The sequence below is a fragment of the Streptomyces sp. NPDC050549 genome (genome assembly GCF_040655035.1).
Taxonomy (GTDB): domain Bacteria; phylum Actinomycetota; class Actinomycetes; order Streptomycetales; family Streptomycetaceae; genus Streptomyces.
On the sequence record NZ_JBFAJD010000076.1, the window covers coordinates 1 to 22,940 of the forward strand.

23 protein-coding genes and 1 pseudogene are annotated in these 22,940 nt (G+C 69.9%); 9 read left to right on the plus strand and 15 right to left on the minus strand.

Features of this window, described 5'->3' with window-relative positions; all coding sequences use genetic code 11:
- Positions 1-448: 448 nt before the first annotated feature.
- The 4 genes from AB0I51_RS46915 to AB0I51_RS46930 form a co-directional block, all read right to left on the minus strand.
- The gene (locus AB0I51_RS46915; protein ID WP_362985413.1) at positions 449-1,486 is read right to left on the minus strand and encodes an iron ABC transporter permease; all 1,038 of its coding nucleotides are present in this window, start codon (positions 1,484-1,486) and stop codon (positions 449-451) included.
- Positions 1,483-2,472 (minus strand): iron ABC transporter permease, encoded by a 990-nt coding sequence (locus AB0I51_RS46920; protein ID WP_362985415.1) that lies wholly within the window; start codon positions 2,470-2,472, stop codon positions 1,483-1,485. Before AB0I51_RS46920 ends, AB0I51_RS46915 begins: the two co-directional genes overlap by 4 nt.
- A 35-nt stretch (positions 2,473-2,507) precedes the next feature.
- Positions 2,508-3,530, minus strand: coding sequence for an iron-siderophore ABC transporter substrate-binding protein (locus AB0I51_RS46925; RefSeq protein WP_362985417.1), 1,023 nt, complete (start codon positions 3,528-3,530; stop codon positions 2,508-2,510).
- A 71-nt stretch (positions 3,531-3,601) separates the two neighbouring features.
- Complete coding sequence (locus AB0I51_RS46930; RefSeq protein WP_362985419.1) at positions 3,602-4,066, minus strand: hypothetical protein; 465 nt, start codon at positions 4,064-4,066, stop codon at positions 3,602-3,604.
- 348 nt (positions 4,067-4,414) lie between these two features.
- On the opposite strand from AB0I51_RS46930, the gene msrA (AB0I51_RS46935) reads away from it, so the two are divergent.
- The 3 genes from msrA (AB0I51_RS46935) (at position 4,415) to AB0I51_RS46945 (ending at position 8,277) form a co-directional block, all read left to right on the plus strand.
- Positions 4,415-4,927 (plus strand): peptide-methionine (S)-S-oxide reductase MsrA, encoded by a 513-nt coding sequence (msrA, locus tag AB0I51_RS46935; protein ID WP_026179176.1) that lies wholly within the window; start codon positions 4,415-4,417, stop codon positions 4,925-4,927.
- 78 nt (positions 4,928-5,005) lie between these two features.
- Positions 5,006-5,953, plus strand: coding sequence for a hypothetical protein (locus AB0I51_RS46940; protein WP_362985422.1), 948 nt, complete (start codon positions 5,006-5,008; stop codon positions 5,951-5,953).
- A 266-nt stretch (positions 5,954-6,219) separates the two neighbouring features.
- Entirely contained in the window at positions 6,220-8,277 is a 2,058-nt protein-coding gene (locus tag AB0I51_RS46945) for a restriction endonuclease (protein WP_362985423.1), read from the plus strand.
- Between the two features lie 249 nt (positions 8,278-8,526).
- Here AB0I51_RS46945 and AB0I51_RS46950 read toward each other — a convergent pair whose 3' ends face one another.
- The 6 genes from AB0I51_RS46950 to AB0I51_RS46975 all read right to left on the minus strand — a co-directional run bounded on the left by AB0I51_RS46950 (position 8,527) and on the right by AB0I51_RS46975 (position 12,552).
- Positions 8,527-9,051: a hypothetical protein gene (locus AB0I51_RS46950; RefSeq protein WP_362985425.1), complete on the minus strand. Its 525-nt coding sequence runs from the start codon at positions 9,049-9,051 to the stop codon at positions 8,527-8,529.
- 172 nt (positions 9,052-9,223) lie between these two features.
- Positions 9,224-9,673 carry a DUF4304 domain-containing protein gene (locus tag AB0I51_RS46955; RefSeq protein ID WP_362985427.1) on the minus strand — a complete coding sequence of 150 codons (450 nt, stop codon included), beginning with the start codon at positions 9,671-9,673 and terminating at the stop codon, positions 9,224-9,226.
- 101 nt (positions 9,674-9,774) lie between these two features.
- On the minus strand, positions 9,775-10,368 hold the full coding sequence (locus tag AB0I51_RS46960; protein WP_362985429.1) for a DUF4291 domain-containing protein: 594 nt from the start codon (positions 10,366-10,368) through the stop codon (positions 9,775-9,777).
- Positions 10,369-10,664: 296 nt separating this feature from the next.
- Complete coding sequence (locus tag AB0I51_RS46965) at positions 10,665-11,639, minus strand: hypothetical protein (RefSeq protein ID WP_362985431.1); 975 nt, start codon at positions 11,637-11,639, stop codon at positions 10,665-10,667.
- Positions 11,639-12,367 (minus strand): cytochrome b N-terminal domain-containing protein, encoded by a 729-nt coding sequence (locus AB0I51_RS46970; RefSeq protein WP_362985433.1) that lies wholly within the window; start codon positions 12,365-12,367, stop codon positions 11,639-11,641. The genes AB0I51_RS46965 and AB0I51_RS46970 overlap by 1 nt, the downstream gene beginning before the upstream one ends.
- Positions 12,364-12,552 (minus strand): hypothetical protein, encoded by a 189-nt coding sequence (locus AB0I51_RS46975; RefSeq protein WP_362985435.1) that lies wholly within the window; start codon positions 12,550-12,552, stop codon positions 12,364-12,366. Before AB0I51_RS46975 ends, AB0I51_RS46970 begins: the two co-directional genes overlap by 4 nt.
- Before the next feature lie 1,239 nt (positions 12,553-13,791).
- Here AB0I51_RS46975 and AB0I51_RS46980 point away from each other — a divergent pair.
- Positions 13,792-14,250, plus strand: a complete 459-nt coding sequence (locus AB0I51_RS46980; RefSeq protein ID WP_362985437.1) for a PA14 domain-containing protein — start codon at positions 13,792-13,794, stop codon at positions 14,248-14,250.
- A 174-nt stretch (positions 14,251-14,424) separates the two neighbouring features.
- Here AB0I51_RS46980 and msrA (AB0I51_RS46985) read toward each other — a convergent pair whose 3' ends face one another.
- The gene (msrA, locus tag AB0I51_RS46985; protein ID WP_362985439.1) at positions 14,425-15,135 is read right to left on the minus strand and encodes a peptide-methionine (S)-S-oxide reductase MsrA; all 711 of its coding nucleotides are present in this window, start codon (positions 15,133-15,135) and stop codon (positions 14,425-14,427) included.
- Positions 15,136-15,287: 152 nt separating this feature from the next.
- Complete coding sequence (locus tag AB0I51_RS46990) at positions 15,288-16,406, minus strand: hypothetical protein (RefSeq protein WP_362985441.1); 1,119 nt, start codon at positions 16,404-16,406, stop codon at positions 15,288-15,290.
- Between the two features lie 106 nt (positions 16,407-16,512).
- Between AB0I51_RS46990 and AB0I51_RS46995 the strand changes: the two genes are divergently transcribed.
- Positions 16,513-17,667: a cystathionine gamma-synthase gene (locus tag AB0I51_RS46995; RefSeq protein WP_362985443.1), complete on the plus strand. Its 1,155-nt coding sequence runs from the start codon at positions 16,513-16,515 to the stop codon at positions 17,665-17,667.
- 10 nt (positions 17,668-17,677) lie between these two features.
- On the opposite strand, the gene AB0I51_RS47000 is transcribed toward AB0I51_RS46995, so the two are convergent.
- The 3 genes from AB0I51_RS47000 to AB0I51_RS47010 form a co-directional block, all read right to left on the minus strand.
- Positions 17,678-17,926, minus strand: coding sequence for a hypothetical protein (locus AB0I51_RS47000; protein WP_362985445.1), 249 nt, complete (start codon positions 17,924-17,926; stop codon positions 17,678-17,680).
- Positions 17,927-17,951: 25 nt separating this feature from the next.
- Positions 17,952-18,455: a sigma factor-like helix-turn-helix DNA-binding protein gene (locus AB0I51_RS47005; RefSeq protein WP_362985453.1), complete on the minus strand. Its 504-nt coding sequence runs from the start codon at positions 18,453-18,455 to the stop codon at positions 17,952-17,954.
- Between the two features lie 120 nt (positions 18,456-18,575).
- Positions 18,576-19,073, minus strand: coding sequence for a MarR family transcriptional regulator (locus AB0I51_RS47010; protein ID WP_362985447.1), 498 nt, complete (start codon positions 19,071-19,073; stop codon positions 18,576-18,578).
- A 163-nt stretch (positions 19,074-19,236) separates the two neighbouring features.
- Here AB0I51_RS47010 and ilvA point away from each other — a divergent pair, with 163 nt between their 5' ends.
- The 4 genes and pseudogenes from ilvA (at position 19,237) to AB0I51_RS47030 (ending at position 22,673) form a co-directional block, all read left to right on the plus strand.
- Complete coding sequence (gene ilvA, locus AB0I51_RS47015) at positions 19,237-20,466, plus strand: threonine ammonia-lyase (RefSeq protein ID WP_362985449.1); 1,230 nt, start codon at positions 19,237-19,239, stop codon at positions 20,464-20,466.
- Positions 20,467-20,638: 172 nt separating this feature from the next.
- Complete coding sequence (locus tag AB0I51_RS47020) at positions 20,639-21,670, plus strand: ATP-binding cassette domain-containing protein (protein ID WP_362985451.1); 1,032 nt, start codon at positions 20,639-20,641, stop codon at positions 21,668-21,670.
- Positions 21,667-21,783: pseudogene (locus AB0I51_RS47025) on the plus strand (ABC transporter permease); the annotation flags it as partial. The gene AB0I51_RS47020 and the pseudogene AB0I51_RS47025, both read left to right, overlap by 4 nt.
- Before the next feature lie 110 nt (positions 21,784-21,893).
- Positions 21,894-22,673, plus strand: coding sequence for an ABC transporter permease (locus AB0I51_RS47030; RefSeq protein WP_362985455.1), 780 nt, complete (start codon positions 21,894-21,896; stop codon positions 22,671-22,673).
- Positions 22,674-22,940 lie beyond the last annotated feature (267 nt).

Genomic DNA, 22,940 nt, shown 5'->3' on the forward strand with positions numbered 1-22,940 from the left:
CGCGAGCCGCACCGCGGTGGTCACTCCACGTCTGATGTCCGCACGCATATCTAAGCGGACCTGGTGAAGTCGACTGCGGTTCGGCAGCGCCCCAACGGGGCGCGGGGAACTGCGCGACCAGCCACGACGGCGCTGCGGCCGAAAACCGACCTCTAACGCACATCCAGCGAAGCGCTTAGCAGGGGCGTGGGGGCGGCGCGCTGTCGAGTGCGGGTGCGTGGGGGCTGGTCGCGCAGTTCCCCGCGCCCCTGAAGGTCGGACCAGCACAGCCGCTTTCAGGGGCGCGGTGCGCTGTCGAGTGCGGGTGCCTCATGGTTGCTCGCGCCCACGCGGCGGAGCCGCAAATCGATACAGCCCCGCGCCCCTGAAAGACGCAGGGCGACCGGTGTTTTTGGGGCGCGGGGAACTGCGCGACCAGCCCCCACCCGCCCGCAGCCGTCGACGAACCTCAGCCTCCCACCCTGTTCCGCCCCAACAGCCACAACAGATACGGCCCCCCGACCAACGAGGTGAGCGCCCCCACCGGAACCTCCAGCGGGGGCAGCACCGTGCGGGCGGCGAGATCGGCCGCCACCACAATCACCGCACCCGTCAACGCCGAACACAGCAAAGGCAGTTGAGGCGTACGCGTGAGCCGGCGGGCCAACTGCGGAGCGGTCAGCGCGACAAACCCGATCGGCCCGGCCGCCCCGGTCGCCGTCGCGGCCAGCACCACCCCGAGCACGGTCAGCGCGAGCCGCGTCCGGTCCACCCGCACCCCGAGCGAGGCCGCCGTATCGGCGTCGAGCCCGAGCGGCCGTACGGCCCGACTCGCCCACACCAGCGCGGGCAGACACACCAGCAGTACGACGGCCAGCGGCCCCGCCTGCTCCCAGCCGCGCCCGTTCAGCGAGCCGGTCAGCCACAGCTTGACCTGCTCGGCGGCCTCCAGCTCACTGTCGGCGAGGTACAGCTGCACGACGGCCGACAGCGCGACTCCGATACCAACTCCCGTGAGCACGAACCGACTCGGCTGCATCCCGTGCCGCCACGCCAGCACGTACACGAGCGCGGCGGCGGCCAGTCCGCCCGCCACGGAGACGACCGGCATCGCACCGGGCGAGGCGACCAGCCCGGTGGACAGCGCGAGCACGGTCGCGGCGGCGGCACCGTGCCCGACCCCGATCACGTCCGGGCTGGCCAGCGGATTCCGCGTGACGGTCTGCACCAGCGCCCCCGCAAGCCCGAGGGCGACCCCGACCAGCGCGCCCAGCACGATCCGCGGCACCCGCAACTCGTTGACGACAAGGTCGTACTGCCCCGAACCGGTGCGCAGCGTGTGCCACACCTCGGCGGGCGGGATGTAGGTCTGGCCGAGGCACGCGGCGGCGCCCATCGCAACGGCCAGCAGCAGTACCAGAGTTACGGCCACGACGGCCGAACGGCGGTGCAGGAGCAGGGAGACGGTGGGGCGGGGGCGCAGGACGGTGACGCCGGTGGTGCTCACAGGGCGGTTCCCCGGCGCCGCACCAGCACCACCAGCACCGGCACCCCCACCAACGCCGTCATCACCCCGGCCGGCACCTCCGCCGGCGCCCGCACCATCCGGCCCGCCGCGTCCGCCGCGACCAGCAGCGCCGCACCGAGCAGCGCGGACAGCGGAAGCAGACTGCGATGACCGCCCGAGGTGAGCCGGCGCGCCAGATGCGGGACGGCGAGCCCGACGAAGGCGATCGGACCGGCGGCGGCCACCGCCGACGCCACCAGCAGGGTCGCCCCCAGCGCCGCACACACCCGTACGACCCCCACCCGGTGCCCCAGAGCGCGCGCCGTCTCGTCCCCGAGCGCCAGCGCGTCCAGCCCGCGCGCGCAGGCGAGCACCAGCACCGCGCCCGCCGCCAGGAACGGCAGCATCTCCACGACGGTGCCGGCGTCCCGCCCGCTCAGCGAGCCGACCTGCCAGAACCGGAACTGGTCCAGGGTCGCGGAGCTGGAGGTCAGGACGACGGTCGTACCGCCGGCGGTCATCGCGGACAACGCCGTTCCGGCGAGGGCGAGTTTCACCGGGGACGCGCCACCGCGCCCGCGCGCGGCGATGCCGTAGACCAGGCAGGCGGCGAGGACGGCACCGGCGAAGGCGTACCAGACGTAGCCCCCGAAGCCGTTCGCGAGGCCGGTCGCGACGGCGAGGACGACACCGGCCGCCGCGCCCTGGCTGAGGCCGAGGATGCCCGGGTCGGCGAGCGGGTTGCGGGTGACGGCCTGCAGTGCCGCGCCCGCCACGCCGAGCGCCGTGCCCGCCGTCAGTCCGATCTCGGTGCGGGGCAGCCGCAGCGACCGTACGACGAGCGCGTCGGGTGAACTCCCGCTGTACAGAAGGGCGTTGAGCACCGCGGCCGGCGGGACGGGGCGGGTGCCGACGGCGAGGCTGAGCAGCACGGCGGCGGCCACCGCGAGCGCGGCCGCCGGCCAGGCGAGGCATTTGAGGCTCACTTCTCTTCCGCCGCTCGTCTCTCTGTTTGTCGTCTCTACTTGCTGATGCCCTGGGCGAGTTGGAGGACGACGAGGCGCGCGGCGGTGGGGCCCGCGTTGAGGTACCAGGGGTCGTCGTCGACCTTCACCGCGTGCCCGGCCTTCACGGCCTTCATCGACTTCCACAGCGGCCCGGCCAGCACGCTCGCCGCGTCGGTCCTGCCGGCGTCCCCCTGCACCGAGTAGAAGATCCAGTCACCGTCGGCCGAGTCGATGCTCTCCGCGCCGATGTCCTGCGAAATCGCCTTGAACTGCTGTGACTTGGGCCGGTCGAGGCCCATGTCGACAGCGATCGAACCGGTGAAGGAGGAGACGCCGAACATCCGGGTCCGGCCGGGCGTGAACCGCAGCATCGACACGGAGGTCTTCGACAGCGCCTCCCCCTTCTCGTGCGCGTCCTCGACGATGCTGTCGAGCAGCTTCCGCGCCTGCTGACCCTTGCCGATCGCGTCGCCGACGAGCAGCAGGTCGCGCTTCCAGTTGATGCCGTTGCCCGCCGTGATGACGGTCGGCGCGATCTTCGACAGCTTGGGGTAGAGGTCGCCGAGCGAGTCGTTGGCGAGGATCAGGTCGGGCTTGGCGGCGGCGAGCGTCTCCAGGTTGGGGGCCTGACGGGTGCCCGCGTCCGTCATCGCGGCCAGCTTCGACTTGTCGGCCGGGAAGGCGTCCGCGAGGTAGTCGGGGACGAGCCCGGCGTTGTCGGCGCGGGTGGTGGCGGCCGGGACGGTGCCGAGGGAGAGCAGGTCGTCGAGCTGCCCGGTGCTCAGCACGGCGATCTTCGTGGGCTTCGCCTTGATCGTCGTCCTGCCCTCGAAGTGGGTGACGGTCCGGGGGAAGGTCCCGTCGGTGTCGGTGTCCGCGCCCATGCCGGTCGCGAGGGTGCTCGGCGCTGCGGACGGCCCCTCCGAGGCGCCGATCACCTTGTTCTGCGAGCCCTCGCCCGTCTTCTCGGCATCGTTGTCCGCGGAGGAGGACGAGCACCCGGCCAGCAACCCCCCGACGACGGTCACGGCGGACACCGCCGTGACAGCCCTCCTCTTGAACGCGCGCACTGTCACTGTCACTCCGATCGAAACTGACCAGGTAAGGCTTACCTTAACTTGCCGTCGAAGCGGGTCGGGCAGGGGGTTCGGCGGCCTCGGCGCACGGGAAACGACTCGCCGGCTCCATAGGAGCGTACGAGCGCACCACCGTCCGCCGACGGCCGTACGGAGTGCGCGCGCCCCAGTCCGGAGACATGCGCACGGCCGTCCACCGCCACCTCGACCAGCGTGTTCTCGTCGACGGCGATGCCGTGCGGGAGCCGGTGCCGGACGACGGCCGCGATCGGCCGCGGCAGCGTCCCCCACTGCGCCGCGTGCGCGTCCACGGCGAAGGGCACGAGCCCGAACCCCGTACGTACGGCGATCTCTTCGAGATCCTCCGCCGTGTCCTGGGGACACACCGCGACACCGTCGAGCAGCCGGCCCCCGACGACGGCCGACCGCGCGGCGAGGGCGGCTCCGGCGGGGAACCCGGCGTACGGGATGCGCCGCGCGGCGAGGAGGCCGGGCAACAGGTCGAGACAGCCGGCGAAGGCGCTGCCACGGGGTGGTGCGGTCCGCGTCGGCGAACCCGCCCCACACGTCCCCCACCGGCCCACCGTCCACGAACACCGCGACCGGGGCACCCGCGTCCCCGGCGTCCGGCATTCCGGCCGGTGCACGGGGTACCGCGTCGAGCAGGTCGTCGTACGATCCCTGAATACCGGCCATAACCGGCATTCGGCGCCCTCGGAGCCGTCAGAGCCGTCGGAAACAACCGATCCTCCAGGCCGCCCGGTCGTGCGGGTACGGAATCGCGGGGCGTCCTCGCGCGTTGTGGACTGTGGGTGACCGAGCCGACAGAAAGTGGAGGGATCGCGATGGCTGCGCAGACGCAGAGGGCCGTACTGGCGGGCGGATGCTTCTGGGGGATGGAGGAGCTGATCCGTCGGCTCCCGGGCGTGACAGCGACCCGCGTCGGATACACCGGCGGTGACGTGGAGAACGCGACCTACCGCAACCACGGCACGCACGCGGAGGCCATAGAGATCCTCTACGACCCGGAGAAGACCGACTACCGCGCGCTCCTGGAGTTCTTCTTCCAGATCCACGACCCGAGCACCAAGAACCGCCAGGGCAACGACATCGGCCTCAGCTACCGCTCCGCGATCTACTACGTGGACGACGAGCAGAAGCGGATCGCCGAGGACACGATCGCCGACGTGGACGCCTCCGGCCTGTGGCCCGGCAAGGTCGTGACCGAGGTGGAGCCGGTCGGCCCCTTCTGGGAGGCCGAGCCCGAGCACCAGGACTATCTGCAGCGTTACCCGGACGGCTACACCTGCCACTTCCCCCGCCCGGGCTGGCGCCTGCCGGCACGCGCCGAGGGCTGACTCTCCCCGCCCTCGTGCCGGTGCAACCGTCCGGCCGACTCGTGTGTCTGATCTCCGACACACGAGTTGAGGAGAGGCATGGCCGATCGCTGGGACCTTCCCCCCTTGGGCCCGGGCGCCGCACCTGAGAAGTGGTTGCTGCGCATCGGGTTCGTGGGCCTCCTCCTGGCAGCCCCGGGCGTGGCAGTGGGCTGCTTCAACGGGTTCCAGGACGACACGGAGGCCAGTGCCTTCGCGTGGGTGATGACGTTCCTCGGCGGTCTGGTGACAGTGCTCACGGCATGGGCCGGCGCGATGTTCCGGCTGGCTCCCGAGCCGAGGAGGAAGCGCCGTCGCAGGGCCGCCGCCCTGCGTTCCCGGCAGGCACCCCTTCCTGCCGGGGAACTTTCCTACGAGGCTCTCCGCGAAGCGGCGGTGCGCTCCACGGCCGGGGACGCGGAGCCGAAGCCGCCCGCACCTGTGACCGCCGGCCGGGAGCCGTTGGTCTGGTGGCGCGACCGTAACCTGCTCACCGCCTTCGACCTTCCCCTCCTCGGTGCCTCGATGGTTGTCACGGTGCTGGGCGGGTTCGCCGGTGTGCTGCACATCTTCGGCGGGACCACCGGCCGTGGATACTTCTTCTTCGCGGTCGCGCCCTTCTGTCTGCTGGGCTTCGTGTCCAAGGCACGAGACGCCCGGGCTGTCGCCCGACTGGCAGTCCGCGAGCAGGTGCGCCCGATGCGCTGGCTGCTGCTGCGCGAACCGGACGCGGGCGAGGCCTACTTGCTGTTGTACCGGGCCGACGGCGATCCAAACGGGACTCCGCCCATGCTGCTGCGGCTCGCCAGGAGGCAGTCGGCACAAGGTCTTCCGCCGGCGGGTGTCGCGGAGGTCCACGGCCTGCTCCGCCCCTTCACCGTGCTCGTGCCGTGGATCGACGGCACGCCCATGTGGACCCGCCACCCCGTGACCGCTCTCGACCTGACGACCGAGCCCGACCGGGCCCGGCTGACCTACCTCAAGGGAGCCGCGCCCCTCGGCCGGTAGCCACTCCTCGCGAGCGGATCCGGGTGGGGCCGAGCGCGGAGCGGGGCGCCCTCGCGGCCGGCTCGGTCCGCTCCGCCCGGGTCTGGGCGCGGCCATCACGGCCCGGCACGTCCTTGGTTACCCTCCAGTTGGGTTGACCTGCGGGGATGAGGGGAGCGCGGTGCCCTTGACGGGTGGATGTGCGAGACGGCAATTGCTGAGTAGAGTCGTCTGGTTACAACTGGTTGTGGGGACAACCGGAGTGCCTCGGGGAGGGCCAGCACCTCATGAGTCGTCGTTCCACCGGCGTTGTCGGCGTCTGGGCTGAAATTCAACGGCAGCAGCAGCGCCAGATGCAGGCGGAAGCCAGACGACAGAGACAGGAAGAGCAGCAGGCGCGTGCCCATCAGCGGCGGGCCGCGCAGAGCCATCGTGAGTACCGGCAGGCTGAGGCGCTGCGCCGCACGGAGGAACTGGACGCACAGGTTGCGTCGCTGCAAGGTCTTCTTGCCTCGGGTTGTCAGGCACCGGTTTTCAGGGCTTCCTCACTCCTGCGCTCCGAGGACGTCCAGCCCTTCGCTCCAGGAGCATTGGCGCAGCCCGTGCCCATGCCGGACTTCGACCACTACCAGACACAGAGCGGGTGGACCGCCCATCGCCGGGCTCAGGCGCAGGCCGAGGCACGGGCGCGCTTCGAGCGGGACTGGCAGGCCGCCCGGACGGCCGAAGCGCAACGGCAGCAGCAACTGGCGTCCTACCAGCGGGAGTACCAGCAGTGGGCCGATGCCCGGCTGGCCGAAGTGCGACGGCACAACGCCGGCATCGTCGAGGTGACCGAGGGGGTGAGGCGCCGCGATCCCGAATCCGTGGTCGAGTACTTCTCGGGCGCTCTCTACGCCTCCAGGTCGTGGCCGGAGGACTTTCCGCGCCAGGTGGCGGCCGCCTACGATCCGGCAGCTCAACAACTCGTGCTGGACTGGGAGTTGCCCGCCTACGACATCATTCCCGAGGTCAAGTCCGTTCGGTACGTGTCCGGGACGGACCAGGACAAGGAGACTCTCCGCCCGGTGGGGCAGCGCCGGGCCCTGTACCGGGAGGTTCTCGCGCAGTGCACGCTGCTGGTCCTGCACCAGCTCTTCGCCGCGGACGAGCTGGGCGCGCTGGAGTCGGTGACGTTGAACGGGTTCGTGGACGGACACGACCCCACGACGGGCCGACCGGGGTACATCTACCTGGCCACCGTCATGGCGTCACGTGCGACGTTCCGCGACCTGCACCTGGCACAGGTGGACGCGGGCAGCTGTCTCGCCGACGCGCTGCGCGGCCAACTTTCGCCCCGCCCCGACCAGTTGACCCCGGTACGCCCGAGCCGCCTGACCCTTGACGTCGGCAACCGCGTTGTCACGCACGGCAGTGACGAGGAACCCGACCTGTACGGCATGGATCCGATTCTCTTCGAGAACCTCGTCGCCGATCTCTTCCGGTCCATGGGGATGCAGGCGGTCACCACGCAACGCTCCAACGACGGAGGCGTCGACGTCGACGCACTGGACCCGACACCGATCCGCGGCGGCAAGATCGTCGTACAGGTGAAGCGCTACCGCAACACGGTGCCGCCCACCGCCGTGCGTGACCTGTACGGGACCGTCCAGGACGCCGGCGCCAACAAGGGCGTCCTCGTGACGACGTCGGGGTTCGGTCCCGGCTCGCACACCTTCGCCAACGGAAAACCGCTCGAACTGATCTCGGGCACCGAACTCGTGGACCTGCTGCATCGCCATGGACTGCGCGGGCGCCTGGGCGAAACCGCCCGTCGGCCCGCGCAGCCGGTGCCGTCCGGTTCGGACTCCCGGCTGCCCGACGACTACAACGTCCTGGGCATGTCGTGGACCGGAAGTGTCGTCCTGGACGTGTGCGCTCTGGTGTGCCGCGGCAACCGTGTCCTCAGCGATGAGCACTTCGTCTTCTTCAACAACCCTCGAACCGCGGACGGTTCGGTCCGCGCCCTGCCCCCCACGGCACCTGACAAGGCCGCGATCTGTGTCTCCTTCGACAGCCTGCCGGACGAGGCCGACCGGTTCGTCCTCGTCGCGGCCGTCGACCCCGAGGCAAACCCCGGGGCGGATCTCTCCGGCTTCACGGACGCCTGCATCCGCCTGCGCGACCCGGGGCTGAACGAACTGGGACGACTCGACGTCTCGGACGGCCGGCCACGCGAAACCGCTCTCGTACTCGGCTCGTTCCGCCGAAGGCCGAACGGGGACTGGGACTTCGTGCTCGGCGGCAAGGGCTACACGGGCGGCCTGGAGGAACTCGTTCAGGACTTCGGCGTCGAAGTGGACTAGATCCGCCCGGCGACTTTCTTGAGCCGGGGAGGGGACGCGGCCGTACGAGCCGTTGACGGTCCGTTCGGTCCTGGGACGTGAGACCCACTGACCGCACCTCTTCGCCCAGGCGACGCGGCCGTCACGTGCTTCCACACGACGGGCAAACGGCCCTCAGGACGGCGGGCAGGCCGATCGCGGGGGAGCACGCCTGGTCGCCACACGGTGATCGCGGATTCCGAGGTCGCTCCCGGTTCTGTTCACATCTGTTCAAAGGCCGCTCGGGGTTCGGGGCAGCCAGTCGCGGTGGCTCTCACGCAGTCGGTCCCGTGCTTCGGGACTCGTCGCGATGACGTCCGCGCCGCCGTCGTAGGGATGGTGGATACGGGTGAGTCCGCTGTCGCCGATGATCACTCCGCCGAGCACGTCGTCCGCGACCTCGCGGAGGATCGCGTCGACCGTCCCCGGCCGCCAGGGGCGGCGGTCGGCGTAGAGATGCGTGTAGCTGTGGAGTTCGGGGTCCGGATCGTCCTCGTGGGCCAACGTCGTCCACAGGCTGCCTTCGGGGTGCACCTCGCGTCGCCGTGGCGGGTCTTCCGGCCCGTCCGGCCCCCATGACCAGGCCACGGTGACGACGTGGACGTCGGTGCCCTCGAAGAGTTCGTCCAGGACCGTGTTGTACCGGTGGAGGACGACGGCGTACTCGTCCTCGGTCTCCGGATACCGCTTCGAGCCCGGAAGGCTGTGGAAACGCACCCAGCGGTCGCTGTAGGCGGCGCACAGTTCATGCGCCACGGGAGGCCCCTTCGGGAACTGGCGCCGCCACAGCGCGGACAGACGGTCTCGGTCTCTGTCGAGGTCGCCGCTCATCCTTCGGCCGACGCCATATTGGTCGGGAAGGACACCCCTGTCCCGCAGTACCCCGCCGGACTCCCGGCCAGGCACTGCTGGTGTCTCAGCTCAGCAGTCATGGACGCCGCTGCTCCCGGATGGCCGGGAGCGCGTACTCCGTCACCGCGGTGATGACACCGCGGGCAACGGGGCCGGGGTCGGTCGTGGCCGAGATGGTCCACCAAGTGTCGCGCTTCGCGGGGAGGAGTTGGCCTATGCGGCAGTGCCAGGCATCGGGGCCGTACACCGTGTTCGGGCTGGGGCGGGCGGGCAGGTGTGGCTGACGCCTGCGGGCCTGGGCCCAGCCGAGCTTGTCGGCCACGGTCACGTTGAGCGTGAACTCGACCCGCCCCGCGGTGTTGTGCGCGGACTTCTGGAAGCCGATGAGAGCCCAGGTCTCGAGATGGGGCAGCTCGTACGTCTGCCCCGACCCCTTGAAGCCCAGCGCGCGCAGACCGGGAGCGATCAGTGCGCGCATCAGCGTGGTGAACGCCTCCTGCGCAGCGGGCGCGGAGCGGTCAGCCATCGGTCGGCGCCACATCGATCGGCCAGGACATCCCGGCCCCGGCGAGCCGGCGCTGCCGTGTGACCCATCGGCCGCGGCCGGCTGTCTGGTGGGCCGGTCCGTCATTCCAGGAGGTGGGCAAGTGATTCCTCTCCAGCGGGATAGGGGAGTTCCTGGGGCAACAGTCGCATGGCGGAGTCCAACTCACCACGGCTGACGAGCGCGTGGATCCCGTGCGCGAGCGGGGTCACGTCGCGGATGGCGAGCGTCCACTCGTCCGCGTAGCGCCGTGCGGCCTCGCCGGAGAGACCCAGTTGCAGGGACCGGTACGGCAGGGGCTGGAGGCGCAGGTCCCGCTCGGGGTCCCACTGCACGCGGGTGGGCGCGCGCTTCAACTGACGCTGCCAGGCGGCCCGGTCGGGGTGCACCCCTCGGACGTAACCCGACAGACACGCGTTGCGCAGCGCCCACTCGAAGCCGTCACGGCTGATCTCGACAGCGAGGACGGTCTCCTGCCCTGCCTTGGCGCCCCAGCCGCAGCGGTACATCATCCACAGGAACGACGGCTTGATCCATGTCATCCTGTCCCGCTTCCACACAGCGGGGAAACGGCCGTCGCGGACGGCGGGCAGGCCGATCTCGGGGGAGTACGCCTGGTAGACGGTGATCGCGGATTCCGAGTAGGCCGCACGGATCGTGTGTTGCGGGTGTTCCATGGCGTACAGCGTGGGGTCGGCCGGTTCAGTGGGCCACTGATTTTCGACTGACGTTCGCTGCGGCGGGGAGCGTCGGCCGCAGCGCCGTGCGGGTGGCCGGTTCCACGGCTCTTCAGTAACTCGGCACCTCGGCCTTACCGGACCGTCGACTGGCGGGGCGTCGAGAACCGGGTCGGGCCGGGGACCGACCTTGATGATCCGCGTGCTTCGCTCGCTCACTCACCGGCGACGACCTCGATCGTGGCGCCCTGCTCCTTGCCGTGGCCGGCACGACGACGCGCACCTGCGATCGTCCTTCAGTCCCCTGACTGCCGGGCCCGCACCGCAGCCTCCTGTTCACGGTAGTACGAGCGCCAGATCAACCGGTGGACGCGCGTCCAGCGCGGGACGGACCGCACGCCGGGAATGAAGGGGACCAGCACCAGGCCCAGACTCAGCAGAGCCATCAGCCCCCAGATCAGGGCGTCGGCGTTGCCGGACGACTTGAAGGGGTCGATCTGGTACCAGAACGTGTAGAGCCACAGCCACGCCTGGCCGGGGTAGTTTCCGGTCTCGTTCATCATTCCCCACTGGTCGCCGCCCAGGTGCTGGGCTCGGGCCAGGGACTCCAGGTAGGAGCCGTCGGAGAGGAACAGCAGGGGGCGGGTGTAGTCCGTCTGGTAGAACCTGCCCTCGGCCTGCAGCTGCCCGTCCAGGGCACCGGACCTGGCCAGGCCCAGAAGGCGCGTGGTGAGGACGGGAACCGGGCCGTAGTCGCCGCCCGAGACCTTGGCGGGGTCGCCGCCGGGCGCTTTGGCCAGGGCGTCGGAGTAGGCCTTGGTCCACGACTGCTGCTGGGAGGCCGGAGCTGCGGACCAGGTGGCGAGACCCGCGCGGACGCCGGGCGACTCGGGGGCCTTGGCCAGCGGGCCGAGCACGAAGTCTTTGGCGGTGTCGATCGGGATGCGGACCCCGGCGGCGCTCTGCAGCCCGAGCGGGCCGAGCTTCTGTGCCGCGTCGGACGTGTGGTTGTACGGCGGTCCGTACTCGGCCGTTCCGCTGGTGCCGCCGAGTTCGGCCACTGCGGTCGCCGTGAAGTCCGCGGCGTCCGCACGCGACCAGGAGGCCAGCGTGACCGGCTTGTCGTCCGGCGAGGAGAAGACAGCGGCCAGACCGGCGGTCAGGAGCGCGACCACCACCAGGGCGATTGTGAACTCCTTGACGAGGTCGTACGGCCGGGTGGGGAAGTCGGCCGGGTCCGGCACCGCGGACGTCTCTGGGCGTCGGCTCATCACAACACTTCCCCCGGTGCGGGCGTAGGGGCGGAGGTGGGCGCGGCCGTGGCCGTGGCCGCGGCGCTGTCCGCGGGGTCGGTCGCCCCGATGGGCGGCACGATTCCGCGCCGCCGGACCAGCAGGATGTGCCAGACCGTCAACAGACCGAGGACGAACGGGAGCAGCACGATGTGCCACATCAGCATCTGCCCGAAGTCCAGCACGTTGAAGAACGCGCCGATACCGACCGAGTTGAGCCCGTCCTTGGCCTGCCCGGCGATCCACTGCGAGTCGAAGTTCTGCTGGACGAGGTAGCCGGTGAAGGCGGTGCCGATCGAGGCGAAGAAGCACACCGCGCCGGTGACCCAGGTCAGGGCCCGCCGGCCGCGCCAGGCGGCCATGAAGAACTTGCCCCACAGATGGATGACCATGAAGAACATGAACAGCTCGACGCTCCACAGGTGGAGGCCGTTCACGTACTTCCCGGTCGCCGAGACGTGCCACCACGCGGGCCCCTCGAGCGCGAGTACCCCGCCGGTGACGAGCACCACGATCAGTGAGGCCACTGTGAGTACGCCGAAGACGTAGATCCATGACGCCATGTAGGCCGGCTGGGTGTCCGGGAGCAGTTTGTCCGGGGGCAGGGCCGCAACCGCCCGTCGCCGTACCGCTCCGGTCCAGCCGACCGAGGCGGACTCGTTCCTCTGCGGTGCGTCGGCCGCGCTGGGCTCACCCGGGTCGCTCATTTGCGGCCTCCGGGAAAGGGCAGCAGCAAGGCGGCGACGAAGACAACCACCATCACACCGATGATCACGAGGTTTGCGACGGACAACTGGATCACGCCCCAGTGCACGTAGTGCCCGGTCCCGTTCAGATCGACGGGCGCGGAGAGCGCACGGCTGTCCGACAGCAGGAGTCCTGTGATTGGCATGCTCTGTCTCCCATCCCGCTCTGCGTTTCCAGGACAAGCGAAGCGCTTTGTGGAGCTTTGGGCATCCGGGCCGGCCCGGACCATGGGCTGAATGACCCAACGGGAACAAGCTTCAGCGCGGGCGTTCCGTGGACCTTCGCCACACCCCGGGATTCTCCGGCCATGAAGGTGCCGGATTGCGGCCACCGGCGTGTGGTTCGGCGGGATCCGCCATGCTTCGACGAGGTACGGGTGGCTGAGACGGTGCTTGTTCCCCGCGACGGTGCTCAACAGATCGTCGGCCCAGCCCTACCGGTGGCTTCCTTCGCTTCGGGTGATCAACGGAGATGAGCTGTGGGCGACGGGCGGGTTACTCGTCCGTCGCTTCTGGTGCCGGAGTGACGCCCGTCGAGCGGGACGTCCCCCAGTTCGTCTCGAACGGATGCCCCAGCTTGAACCCGTCCCACCCAACTCGCAATACTCCGTGGGATTCTTGTCGCGATGCTGCCCGTACGGGCCCACGTCGCGAGACATCGCATGTGCCGCCAGGTGCGCCGCGGGCGGACGATGACCTCGCGAAAGGTGTGGTGGGTGGGATTCCGGCTGGAGGGCGACGGCGCCGGCCCTACGGATGGGCGAGGTCTGTACCGGCCGCCGAGGACTGCCGGCACACCGTGTGTTCCATCGTGCAGGTCGTTGGGTCGGCATCGGGCTCACGGTCCGGTGCGAGCCTCCACGCCGTGCATCGGATCACCGAACACACGCGGACAGTCCCGAGGCGGACGGATCCGTGCCGGGGCTGAGTCCCTTTCGTTGATCGACGACGACCTGGCCCTGTCGCCGCGTGACGGACGAACGGCACAACGACTGGCCTGGCCGGACTCAGGCTGGTACGGCTGTGCCCCGTGCGCCGGAGCGATACCCGTCTGGCAAGACACCCCCCAGTTCGTTCCCAATATGGGTGTTCCTGTGGCAACAGCCGGGCGAGGACGCCGGGTTGCCACTGCTGACGCGGGCTTGGATGTCGCGAACAGGTGGGCCTGTCGGCCGCAGTTGAGGCGAAGCGGCGCGAATCGACGCAGTCACCCGATGCCCTGTCATCGAAAGCGCCAAAGAACCGATTGGCCGTACAACCACAGGCTGCTCTCATGAATCCCCCATCCCGGTAGGACTGCCTGCGGGGCAGCCACGTGTCCAAAAGGGGACTCAGCGAGCAGTGTCGGAAGATCCCGTCTGGCCGCCGCGACCGCGGTGGTGACCATGCTGACGGGCGGTCTCGCCGCGGTGGCCACCTCGTCGGCGTCGGCGGCGACCTGCACGACGAACACCTACACCCGGCAGGTCTTCGCGAACACCGCCTTCTCGGGTGCGGCGAAGCGCACGGACTGCGACACGGCGGTCAGCGAGAACTGGGGCGCCAACGCGCCCGGCGTCTCCGGCGTCGGCAAGGACAACTTCGGCGTCCGCTGGACCGTGACCCGCGACTTCGGCTCGGGCGGCCCCTTCACGTTCGCCGCGTCCGGGCAGGACGGCATCCGCGTCTACCTCGACGGCACGCGCGAGATCGACCTGTGGAAGAACGGCAGCAGCACCGTCTCCAAGACCGTCAACCTGACCATCCCCCAGGGCACGCACACCCTGCGCATCGACTACGTCAACTGGACCGGCGCCGCCGCCGCAGACCGAGGCGTTTCCCTTCCCTCCTACTTGGCCGGGTAGTACGGGTGGAGTTGGCTACCGGAGCCGTTCGGAGGCATGACCGTCGTGTCTCGAAGCGGCGCGAGTGGTCGCGGAGAATTCTGCGCAGTCCGTCCCGCTCGCAGAGCAATTCTCCGAGAAGCTGGAAGTGGCCCTCGACAGCGACCCTGTTCTGGTTCTCGTCCAGGCAAGCGATCAATCATCCGTGGGAGCTGGCGTAAGGCCCGTCGGGCAGGACACCCCCCAGTTCGTCCCGAACGGGTCACCCAGCTTGACCCCCGTCCCGCCGATCCCGCAGTACCCCGCCGGATTCTTCGCCAGGTACTGCTGGTGATATCCCTCGGCCGGGTAGAACGTCCGTCCCTCCGCAGGCAGTATCTCCGTGGTGATCGTCCCGAAGCCCGAGCGCGTGAGGACCTGTTGGTAGGCCGTGCGGGAGGCTTCCGCCGCGGCTTCCTGCGCGGGGGTGTGGGGGTGGATCGCGGAGCGGTACTGCGTGCCCACGTCATTGCCCTGGCGGAAGCCCTGCGTCGGGTTGTGGGACTCCCAGAACGTCTTCAGCAGCTTCTCGTACGAGATCAGCTTCGGGTCGTGGACCACGCGGACCGCCTCCGTGTGGCCGGTCAGACCCGAGCAGACCTCCTCGTAGTGCGGGTTCTCCGTACAGCCGCCCTGATAGCCGACCAGGGTCGTCCACACCCCCACCGGGAGCTGCCAGAACTTGCGCTCGGCACCCCAGAAGCAGCCCAGCCCGAAGTCGGCGATCTCCAGGTGTTCGGGGTAGGGGCCGAGCAACGGCGTACCGAGGACGACGTGGCGGTCGGGGACCGCGAACACCCGCTCAGGCCGGCCCTGCAGAGCCTGCTCGGGGGTCGGCAACTGGGGCGTACGGCTGTGCAGGAACATGTGCTCTCCCAACGGGCCCCGGGGTGAGTCCGAGTCCGGGGCGGAAGCGTCAACGGGCGAGGGGCTTCGAGAATTCCGGTCCCGCCGCCTTCGCGTACGGCGGCCCTGAGGTCCCCGTCGGCCCACCCCTTGCTCACCCGTGCCCCCAGCCGTCAGTGCGGCAGGCTCGCCGGGCTCCCGCCGTTCGCCTCGTAGCCCGCCACCGCCAGCGCCCGGTACACCGCGAACTCCGCCGCCGGGTCGGGGGACAGCGTCCAGGGGAGGGCCCCGACATGGCCGTCGATGTGTATGAGCTGGTTCATCGCCTCGGACCAGCGCTCCGCACGAACCAGGAAGAAGACCAGCAGATGGCGGACGTGCGCCAGCATCGGGTCGTCGGGGCGGGCCGCGTGCACGGCGAACAGCGCGCCGTGGATCGCCTTCTCCACGACCTCGCTCTGGTAGAAGCTGCTGACCAGATTCACCTCGGGGAGGTGCTCGAAGACCGCGAACAACGGCATCGCGGCGAGCAGCGAGCCCTGCGGTGCCCGCGCGGCGGCGGATTCCGCGAACGAGTTCGCCAGCTCGCGCGAGCCGTGCCACTTCTCGCACCAGTAGTGCAGCGCCGCCAGATGCGCTCCCATGTGGGCCGGCGCACGGTCCAGGATATTCAGCCACAGCTGCTCGAACTCCGGCTGCGGATACGCCAGTCCACGGGCCACCGACAACTCGACGATGTACGGGACCGGGTCACCGGGGGAGAGCAGCGCCGCCTGACCGCAGGCGTCCTTCGCCTCCTCCATGATGATCCGGAACTCGTCCGTCCCCCGCGTCGACGTACGCCACGCCTGCTGCACCAGGAACTCCGCGTGCACGGCCGCGCCGCCCGCGTCCTTCGGGTGCTCGGCCCGCCACACCCGCAGCCACTGCCCGCCCGGCGTCTCGCTGACCCCGCCGGGCCGCTGCTGCAGCTCCAGCGAGGCGGCGCCCGCGAAGGCCTGCACCCGCTGCCATCGCAGCTCGCCCGTGATCTCGGTGCCGGCCAGCAGCTGCATCGCCGCGCGGTAGTCCTGCGTGCGCTGCACCAGGTCGAGGACGTCCAGCAGGTCCTGGTCGGGGCCGGGCATGCGGATGTCCAGCTCCTCCTCGCGCACGAAGCCGTAGGTCGCCGGGTCCGCGGCGTCCGGGTGGCCCGGCGAGACCTGCTCGATCATCCCGCGCCTGCGCCGCAGGAACGGGATCAGCACGAAGCCCATCATGAGCAGCGCCATCAGGACCCAGAGAATCTCCATGCCTCAAGCGAACCAGACGGGTCCGACAATTGGCCAACCCGGTCCACCACCCTGTGGAAAACCTCCGGATGGTCGTCCGCCCCGCGAGCGCACTACGCTCGGCCCCATGAGCGACAGGCACATCAGTCAGCACTTCGAGACCCTCGCGATCCACGCGGGCAACACCGCCGATCCCCTGACCGGCGCGGTCGTCCCGCCGATCTACCAGGTCTCGACCTACAAGCAGGACGGCGTCGGTGGTCTGCGCGGCGGCTACGAGTACAGCCGTAGCGCCAACCCCACCAGGACTGCCCTGGAAGAGAACCTCGCCGCCCTGGAGGGCGGTCGCCGAGGTCTCGCGTTCGCGTCCGGACTGGCGGCCGAGGACTGCCTGTTGCGTACGCTGCTCAGCCCCGGCGACCATGTCGTCATCCCGAACGACGCGTACGGCGGCACGTTCCGCCTCTTCGCGAAGGTCGTCTCCCGGTGGGGCGTCGAGTGGTCGGTCGCCGACACAAGCGACCCGGCGTCGGTACGGGCAGCCATCACCCCGAAGACCAAGGTCGTCTGGGTGGAGACCCCCTCCAACCCGCTGCTAGGCATCACCGACATCGCCGTCGTCGCGCAGATCGCCCGGGACGCGGGCGCGAAGCTCGTCGTCGACAACACCTTCGCGACCCCCTACCTCCAGCAGCCGCTGGCCCTCGGCGCGGACGTCGTGGTGCACTCCCTGACCAAGTACATGGGCGGCCACTCGGACGTGGTCGGCGGTGCGCTGATCGCGGCCGACGAGGCGCTCGGCGAGGAACTGGCGTACCACCAGAACGCGATGGGCGCGGTTGCCGGGCCCTTCGACTCCTGGCTGGTGCTGCGCGGCGCCAAGACGCTGTCGGTACGCATGGACCGGCACAGCGAGAACGCCACCAAGGTCGCCGACATGCTCACCCGGCACGCACGCGTGACGCGCGTCCTCTACCCGGGCCTTCCTGAGCACCCCGGTCACGAGATCGCCGCCAAGCAGATGCGGGCCTTCGGCGGCATGGTCTCCTTCCAGGTCGAGGGTGGCGAGGAGGCGGCCGTCGAGGTCTGCAACCGCGCCAAGGTGTTCACGCTCGGCGAGTCCCTGGGCGGCGTCGAGTCGCTGGTCGAGCACCCGGGGCGCATGACGCACGCGTCCGTCGTCGGTTCGGCCCTGGAGGTCCCGGGCGACCTCGTCCGCCTCTCCGTGGGCATCGAGAACGTGCAGGACCTCCTGGAGGACCTGCAGCAGGCGCTCGGCTAGGGCTCCGCTCTCACCAGCCCGTCAGCGGTGGAGTCGTCTCCGACGGCGGCTCCACCCAGGGATGGACCATCAGCGCCCACACGGTGAACGCCACCACACCGGCGCACAGCAGCATCCACATCAGCCGCCGGGCGGCCCTGCGGCGGCGCAGCATCCGGCCGCCGCGGCGCACCACGTCCGCGTACAGCTCCGGCGGCACCTGCGGCGGAGTCCACTCCATGATCCGCCGTACGGCCGCCTCCCGCTCGGGCCTGTTCACGCGCGCGTACCCCCGTTCGGCGACCTCATGACGGCGCCACCTTGGCCCCCGCCACCTTCGGCACCGGGGGACGCGGCGGATGCAGCAGCCTCGCCGTCGCCCGCTCGCAGATTGTCCGGACCCGTTCCGTGGGCAGCCCGAGCAGTGCGGCGGCCTGTTCCTCCGCGACCCCCTCGTACAACCTGAGGACCACGATCAGCCGCTCCTGGGGCGCGAGGGCGCCCAGTGGGCTGTCGGGGTGGGGGCGGGCCCGGCCGAGGCCGCCGTACTGGTGCCAGGCCGCGCGGGCGAAGCGGCTGGCCAGGTACTGCCGGGCACGGTCGTACGGGTCCTCGCCGCGCAGCCGGTCCCAGCACGCGTACGTGTGGGCCAGCGACAGCGTCAGCAGGCGTCGCGCGCGCGGGTTGTCGTCCGTGGCCTCCGCGGTGAGCAGGGTGGCGGCATGCAGCAGCCGCCCTGCCGCGCCCGCGACGAACGCCTCGAACTCCCGGGCCCGGCGGGCGCCCTGGGACACCTGCCGTTCGCGCACCATGCCCTCCCCCCTGATGGCCCCGGTCTCATCTGAGGCCAGGGCCGTCGTGAGGTCAAGACTTCGGTACGAAGGGGCGGGAGTCGGGCACCACGCGCGCGTGCCCGCCTCGCCGAGGGATCAGGAAGCGGTCGACGGCTCGTTGCCCGGAATCGCCATCCGCGCGGAGAGGGCGCTGTTGAAGCGTGTGAGGAGCGTGCAGAACGCCTCGCGCTCCTCGGGTGCCCAGTCGTGTGTCAACTCGTCCATCAACTGACGCCTGGACGAACGGACTTCCTCCAGTCGCGACTGCCCGCGCGGGGACAGCTGCAGCACCACCGCGCGGCCGTCCTCGGGGTGCGAGGTGCGCTTGACGAGCCCGGTGTCGACGAGCGGGGCCACCTGCCGGGTGACCGTCGAGGAGTCGATCCCCATGCTCGCCGCGAGCGCCTTGACGCCCATCGGGCCTTCCTTGTCCAGGCGGTTGAGCAGCAGGTATGCGGCGCGGTCCATGGAGTTGCGCACCTGTCCGACTCCGCCGAGCCGGGTCTGTTCGGCACGGCGGGCGAACACCGCCACCTCGTGCTGCAGCGTGTCGAGGAGACCGGGTTCACCGACGGTCGTCATGTCCATCGACATTTCAGGTGTTGTGGGCATGGCCGGGGGCTCGCTTCATGAAGGGGGCGCTGGGTTGGGGGACAGGGTACGCGGATGGAAGGCGGCCCGTACCGGCGCTGCGCAAACCAGTCTCGGAGCTTGGTCACAGCCGTGGCACGCGCCTGTGAACTGCGATGCTTGAGTCATGAGCTACAGCACGGCTGACTCCTTGCGACCCGTCACCCTCGACGATGTACGCGGCGCCCAGAAGATGCTCACGGGCGTGGCGCGGGTGACCGGAATGGAGGGCAGCCGGTACCTGACCCAGCTCGTCGGCTCACCGGTGCACTTCAAGTGCGAGAACCTCCAGCGCACGGGCTCCTTCAAGCTGCGCGGCGCCTACGTCCGTATCGCCGGACTGCTCCCCGAGGAGCGCGCCGCCGGTGTCGTCGCCGCGAGCGCCGGCAACCACGCCCAGGGCGTCGCCCTCGCCTCCGCGCTCCTCGGCGTGCGCTCGACGGTCTTCATGCCCAAGGGCGCACCCCTGCCGAAGATCAGCGCCACCAAGGAGTACGGCGCCGAGGTGCGCCTGCACGGCCATGTGGTCGACGAGACGCTGGCCGCCGCGCAGGAGTACGCCCATGAGACGGGCGCGGTGTTCATCCACCCCTTCGACCACCCGGACGTCATCGCGGGCCAGGGCACGGTGGGCCTGGAGATCCTGGACCAGTGCCCCGAGGTGCGCACGATCGTCGTCGGCATCGGCGGCGGCGGGCTCGCGGCCGGTGTCGCGGTCGCCGTGAAGGCGCTGCGGCCCGACGTGAAGATCGTGGGCGTTCAGGCGGCCGGTGCCGCCGCGTTTCCGCCCTCGCTGGCGGCCGGACGCCCGGTGTCGATCCGGAACCCGGCGACGATGGCCGACGGAATCAAGGTCGGCAGGCCCGGTGACGTGCCGTTCGGGATCGTCGCCGATCTGGTGGACGAGGTCCGCACGGTCACCGAGGACGAGCTCTCCACCGCGCTGCTGCTGTGCCTGGAGCGGGCCAAGCTGGTCGTCGAACCGGCCGGCGCCAGCCCGGTCGCGGCGCTGCTGAGCGATCCGCGTGCCTTCGAGGGACCGGTCGTGGCGCTGCTGTCCGGCGGGAACGTCGACCCGCTGCTGCTCCAGCGCATCCTGCGCCACGGCTTGTCCGCGCAGGGCCGCTACCTGGCCGTGACGCTGCGGCTGACGGACCGGCCGGGGGCGCTCGCGACGCTTCTCGGGGTGTTGTCAGTGGTCGACGCTAACGTCCTCGATGTGAGCCACGTCCGGACCGACCCGCGGCTCGGGCTCACGGAGGTGGAGGTCGAGCTGCACCTGGAGACGAAGGGGCCGGTGCACTGCGCCGAGGTCGGCCAGGCCCTGCGTGACGCGGGGTACAGGGTCATCGACTGAGGTCAGGGCCCGTTCGTCACCTGTTCCGTCACTCGTTCGAGAAATCCGTCGAGAGACGCGATACATCGCGTTACGATGTGTCTCGTGCCGCCGTTCCTGTGAAAAACGGGAGGCGGAGCATCATGCCCAAACCTAGGCTTTTCGAAGAATCCCCGACGACGTGGAGACTGATATGCCAGGCGCCATCTATGCCGAAGGCCTGGTGAAAACCTTCGGCGATGTGAAAGCTCTGGACGGCGTCGACCTCGATGTCCCCGAGGGCACCGTGCTGGGCCTGCTCGGGCCCAACGGCGCGGGCAAGACGACCGCCGTCCGCTGCCTGACCACCCTGCTGCGCCCCGACAGCGGCAAGTTGACCGTGGCCGGCCTCGACGTCCTCAAGCAGCCCAACGAGGTGCGGCGTTCCATCGGCCTCTCCGGCCAGTTCGCCGCGGTCGACGAGTACCTGACCGGCAGGGAGAACCTGCAGATGGTCGGCCAGCTCTACCAGATGAAGGCCAAGGCCGCGAAGGCCCGGGCCGACGAACTGCTCGACCAGTTCAACCTCGCGGACGCCGCCGACCGCACGGCGAAGACCTACTCCGGAGGCATGCGCCGCCGGCTCGACCTCGCGGCGGCCCTGGTCGTCTCCCCGCCCGTGATGTTCATGGACGAGCCGACCACCGGACTCGACCCGCGCAACCGCCAGATGCTGTGGGAGGTCATCAAACAGCTCGTCTCCGGCGGCACGACCCTCCTGCTGACCACGCAGTACCTGGAAGAGGCCGACCATCTCGCGCACGACATCGCGGTCGTCGACCACGGCAAGGTCATCGCCCGCGGCACCTCCGACCAGCTCAAGGCCCGCACCGGCGGCGAGCGCGTGGAGGTCGTCGTGCACGAGCGCGACCACATCGAGATCGCCTCGTCCCTCTTGGACAAATACAGTCTGCGCGGCTCCGGCAAGGGCGACACCACCGTCGAGGAGCACACCCGCAAGATCACCACGCCCGTCTCCGGCGGAGCCAAGCTCCTCGCCGAAATCATCCGCGAGCTGGACGCCGAGGGCATCGAGATCGACGACATCGGCCTGCGCCGCCCCACCCTCGACGACGTGTTCCTCTCCCTCACGGGCCACGTGGCCGAGGAGAAGACCGAGGAGAACGGCGCGGACACGACCCCGGACACCAAGGACCGCAAGCACAAGAAGGAGGCCGCGAAGTGAGTGCCGTCACCGACGCCGTGCCGGTCGCGGCACCGAGCAGCGCGCTGGGCCAGTCCGTGCACGACTCCCTGGTCGTCGCCAAACGCAATCTGATCCGCATGAGCCGGATTCCGAATCCTGTTCGCGCGTATCGGTCAGATTGCACCTCACCGAGCATCCGAGACCGGCGGCCCAACTCCTTGAAGGAGCAGGTCAAGTGAGCGCTGTGAACGACTCCCTGGTCATGGCTCGCCGGAACTTGATTCGGATGAGCAGGATTCCCGAAATGATCCTGTTTGGGCTGATCCAGCCCATCATGTTCGTGGTGCTGTTCACCTACGTGTTCGGCGGCTCGATGCAGATCGGCGACAGCACCAATCCGGACGTCTACAAGAACTTCCTGATGGCCGGCATCTTCGCCCAGACCGTCACGTTCGCCACCGCCAGCTCTGGCGCCGGCATAGCCGACGACATGCACAAGGGCCTCATCGACCGCTTCCGCTCGCTGCCCATGGCGCGCGGCGCGGTGCTTACGGGGCGGACCGTTGCGGATCTCGCGCAGACGGCCTTGACGCTACTTGTCCTCGCGATCGTCGCGTTGATCGTGGGTTGGCGCCCTGGCTCCGTGGACCCGACCAACTTCGGGAAGATCCTGGGTGGGTTCGGCCTGCTGCTTCTTCTGGGATACGCCTTCACGTGGATCGGCGCGCTGATCGGCCTGTCGGTGCGCACCCCGGAGGCGGCCACGTCCGGCGGGCTGATCTGGCTCTTCCCGGTGACGTTCATTTCGAACGCCTTCGTGGACTCAAGCAAGATGACGCCCTGGCTGCGGCACATCGCCGAGTGGAACCCGTTCAGTGCGACGGTGCAGGCGTGCCGGAAGCTCTTCGGTGACCCCGGGTTGTCTCCGTCTGATGCTTGGCCGATGCAGCATCCGGTGTGGGCGTCGCTGATCTACTCGGTCCTGATCATCGTCATCTTCCGTACGCTCGCGGTTCGAAAGTACCGTCGGACGGCCAGTTGACGGCTCTGCCGACCGGGACCTTGCTCGCCGCCTGCGACCGCTCCCAAGCAGGGGAACCGCCTCCCTGCTTGGGAGCGGAGCGGCTGCTACTGAGAATTACCACCAGCAGCACCTTTCGGGCGGTAAAACCGGACGGGTACTGCGGGCTGGGCGGGACGGGGGCAAGCTGAGTTGAAGTGACCCCCTGAGGTCCGACACTTCCGTTTTATGCCGCGAGGTCGAGGCGTTTCCGATAGCGGGTCCGTGCCTGATGCGGGGTGAGGTAGC

Excerpts from the sequence above, each read along its gene's own strand:
- msrA (WP_026179176.1), top strand. The coding sequence starts at position 4,415 with ATGGCTGCGCAGACGCAGAGGGCCGTACTGGCGGGCGGATGCTTCTGG.
- AB0I51_RS46940 (WP_362985422.1), top strand. The coding sequence starts at position 5,006 with ATGGCCGATCGCTGGGACCTTCCCCCCTTGGGCCCGGGCGCCGCACCT.
- AB0I51_RS46945 (WP_362985423.1), top strand. The coding sequence starts at position 6,220 with ATGAGTCGTCGTTCCACCGGCGTTGTCGGCGTCTGGGCTGAAATTCAA.
- AB0I51_RS46955 (WP_362985427.1), bottom strand. The coding sequence starts at position 9,673 with ATGGCTGACCGCTCCGCGCCCGCTGCGCAGGAGGCGTTCACCACGCTG.
- AB0I51_RS46960 (WP_362985429.1), bottom strand. The coding sequence starts at position 10,368 with ATGGAACACCCGCAACACACGATCCGTGCGGCCTACTCGGAATCCGCG.
- AB0I51_RS46965 (WP_362985431.1), bottom strand. The coding sequence starts at position 11,639 with ATGAGCCGACGCCCAGAGACGTCCGCGGTGCCGGACCCGGCCGACTTC.
- AB0I51_RS46970 (WP_362985433.1), bottom strand. The coding sequence starts at position 12,367 with ATGAGCGACCCGGGTGAGCCCAGCGCGGCCGACGCACCGCAGAGGAAC.
- AB0I51_RS46975 (WP_362985435.1), bottom strand. The coding sequence starts at position 12,552 with ATGCCAATCACAGGACTCCTGCTGTCGGACAGCCGTGCGCTCTCCGCG.
- AB0I51_RS46980 (WP_362985437.1), top strand. The coding sequence starts at position 13,792 with ATGCTGACGGGCGGTCTCGCCGCGGTGGCCACCTCGTCGGCGTCGGCG.
- msrA (WP_362985439.1), bottom strand. The coding sequence starts at position 15,135 with ATGTTCCTGCACAGCCGTACGCCCCAGTTGCCGACCCCCGAGCAGGCT.
- AB0I51_RS46990 (WP_362985441.1), bottom strand. The coding sequence starts at position 16,406 with ATGGAGATTCTCTGGGTCCTGATGGCGCTGCTCATGATGGGCTTCGTG.
- AB0I51_RS46995 (WP_362985443.1), top strand. The coding sequence starts at position 16,513 with ATGAGCGACAGGCACATCAGTCAGCACTTCGAGACCCTCGCGATCCAC.
- AB0I51_RS47010 (WP_362985447.1), bottom strand. The coding sequence starts at position 19,073 with ATGTCGATGGACATGACGACCGTCGGTGAACCCGGTCTCCTCGACACG.
- ilvA (WP_362985449.1), top strand. The coding sequence starts at position 19,237 with ATGAGCTACAGCACGGCTGACTCCTTGCGACCCGTCACCCTCGACGAT.
- AB0I51_RS47020 (WP_362985451.1), top strand. The coding sequence starts at position 20,639 with ATGCCAGGCGCCATCTATGCCGAAGGCCTGGTGAAAACCTTCGGCGAT.
- AB0I51_RS47030 (WP_362985455.1), top strand. The coding sequence starts at position 21,894 with ATGGCTCGCCGGAACTTGATTCGGATGAGCAGGATTCCCGAAATGATC.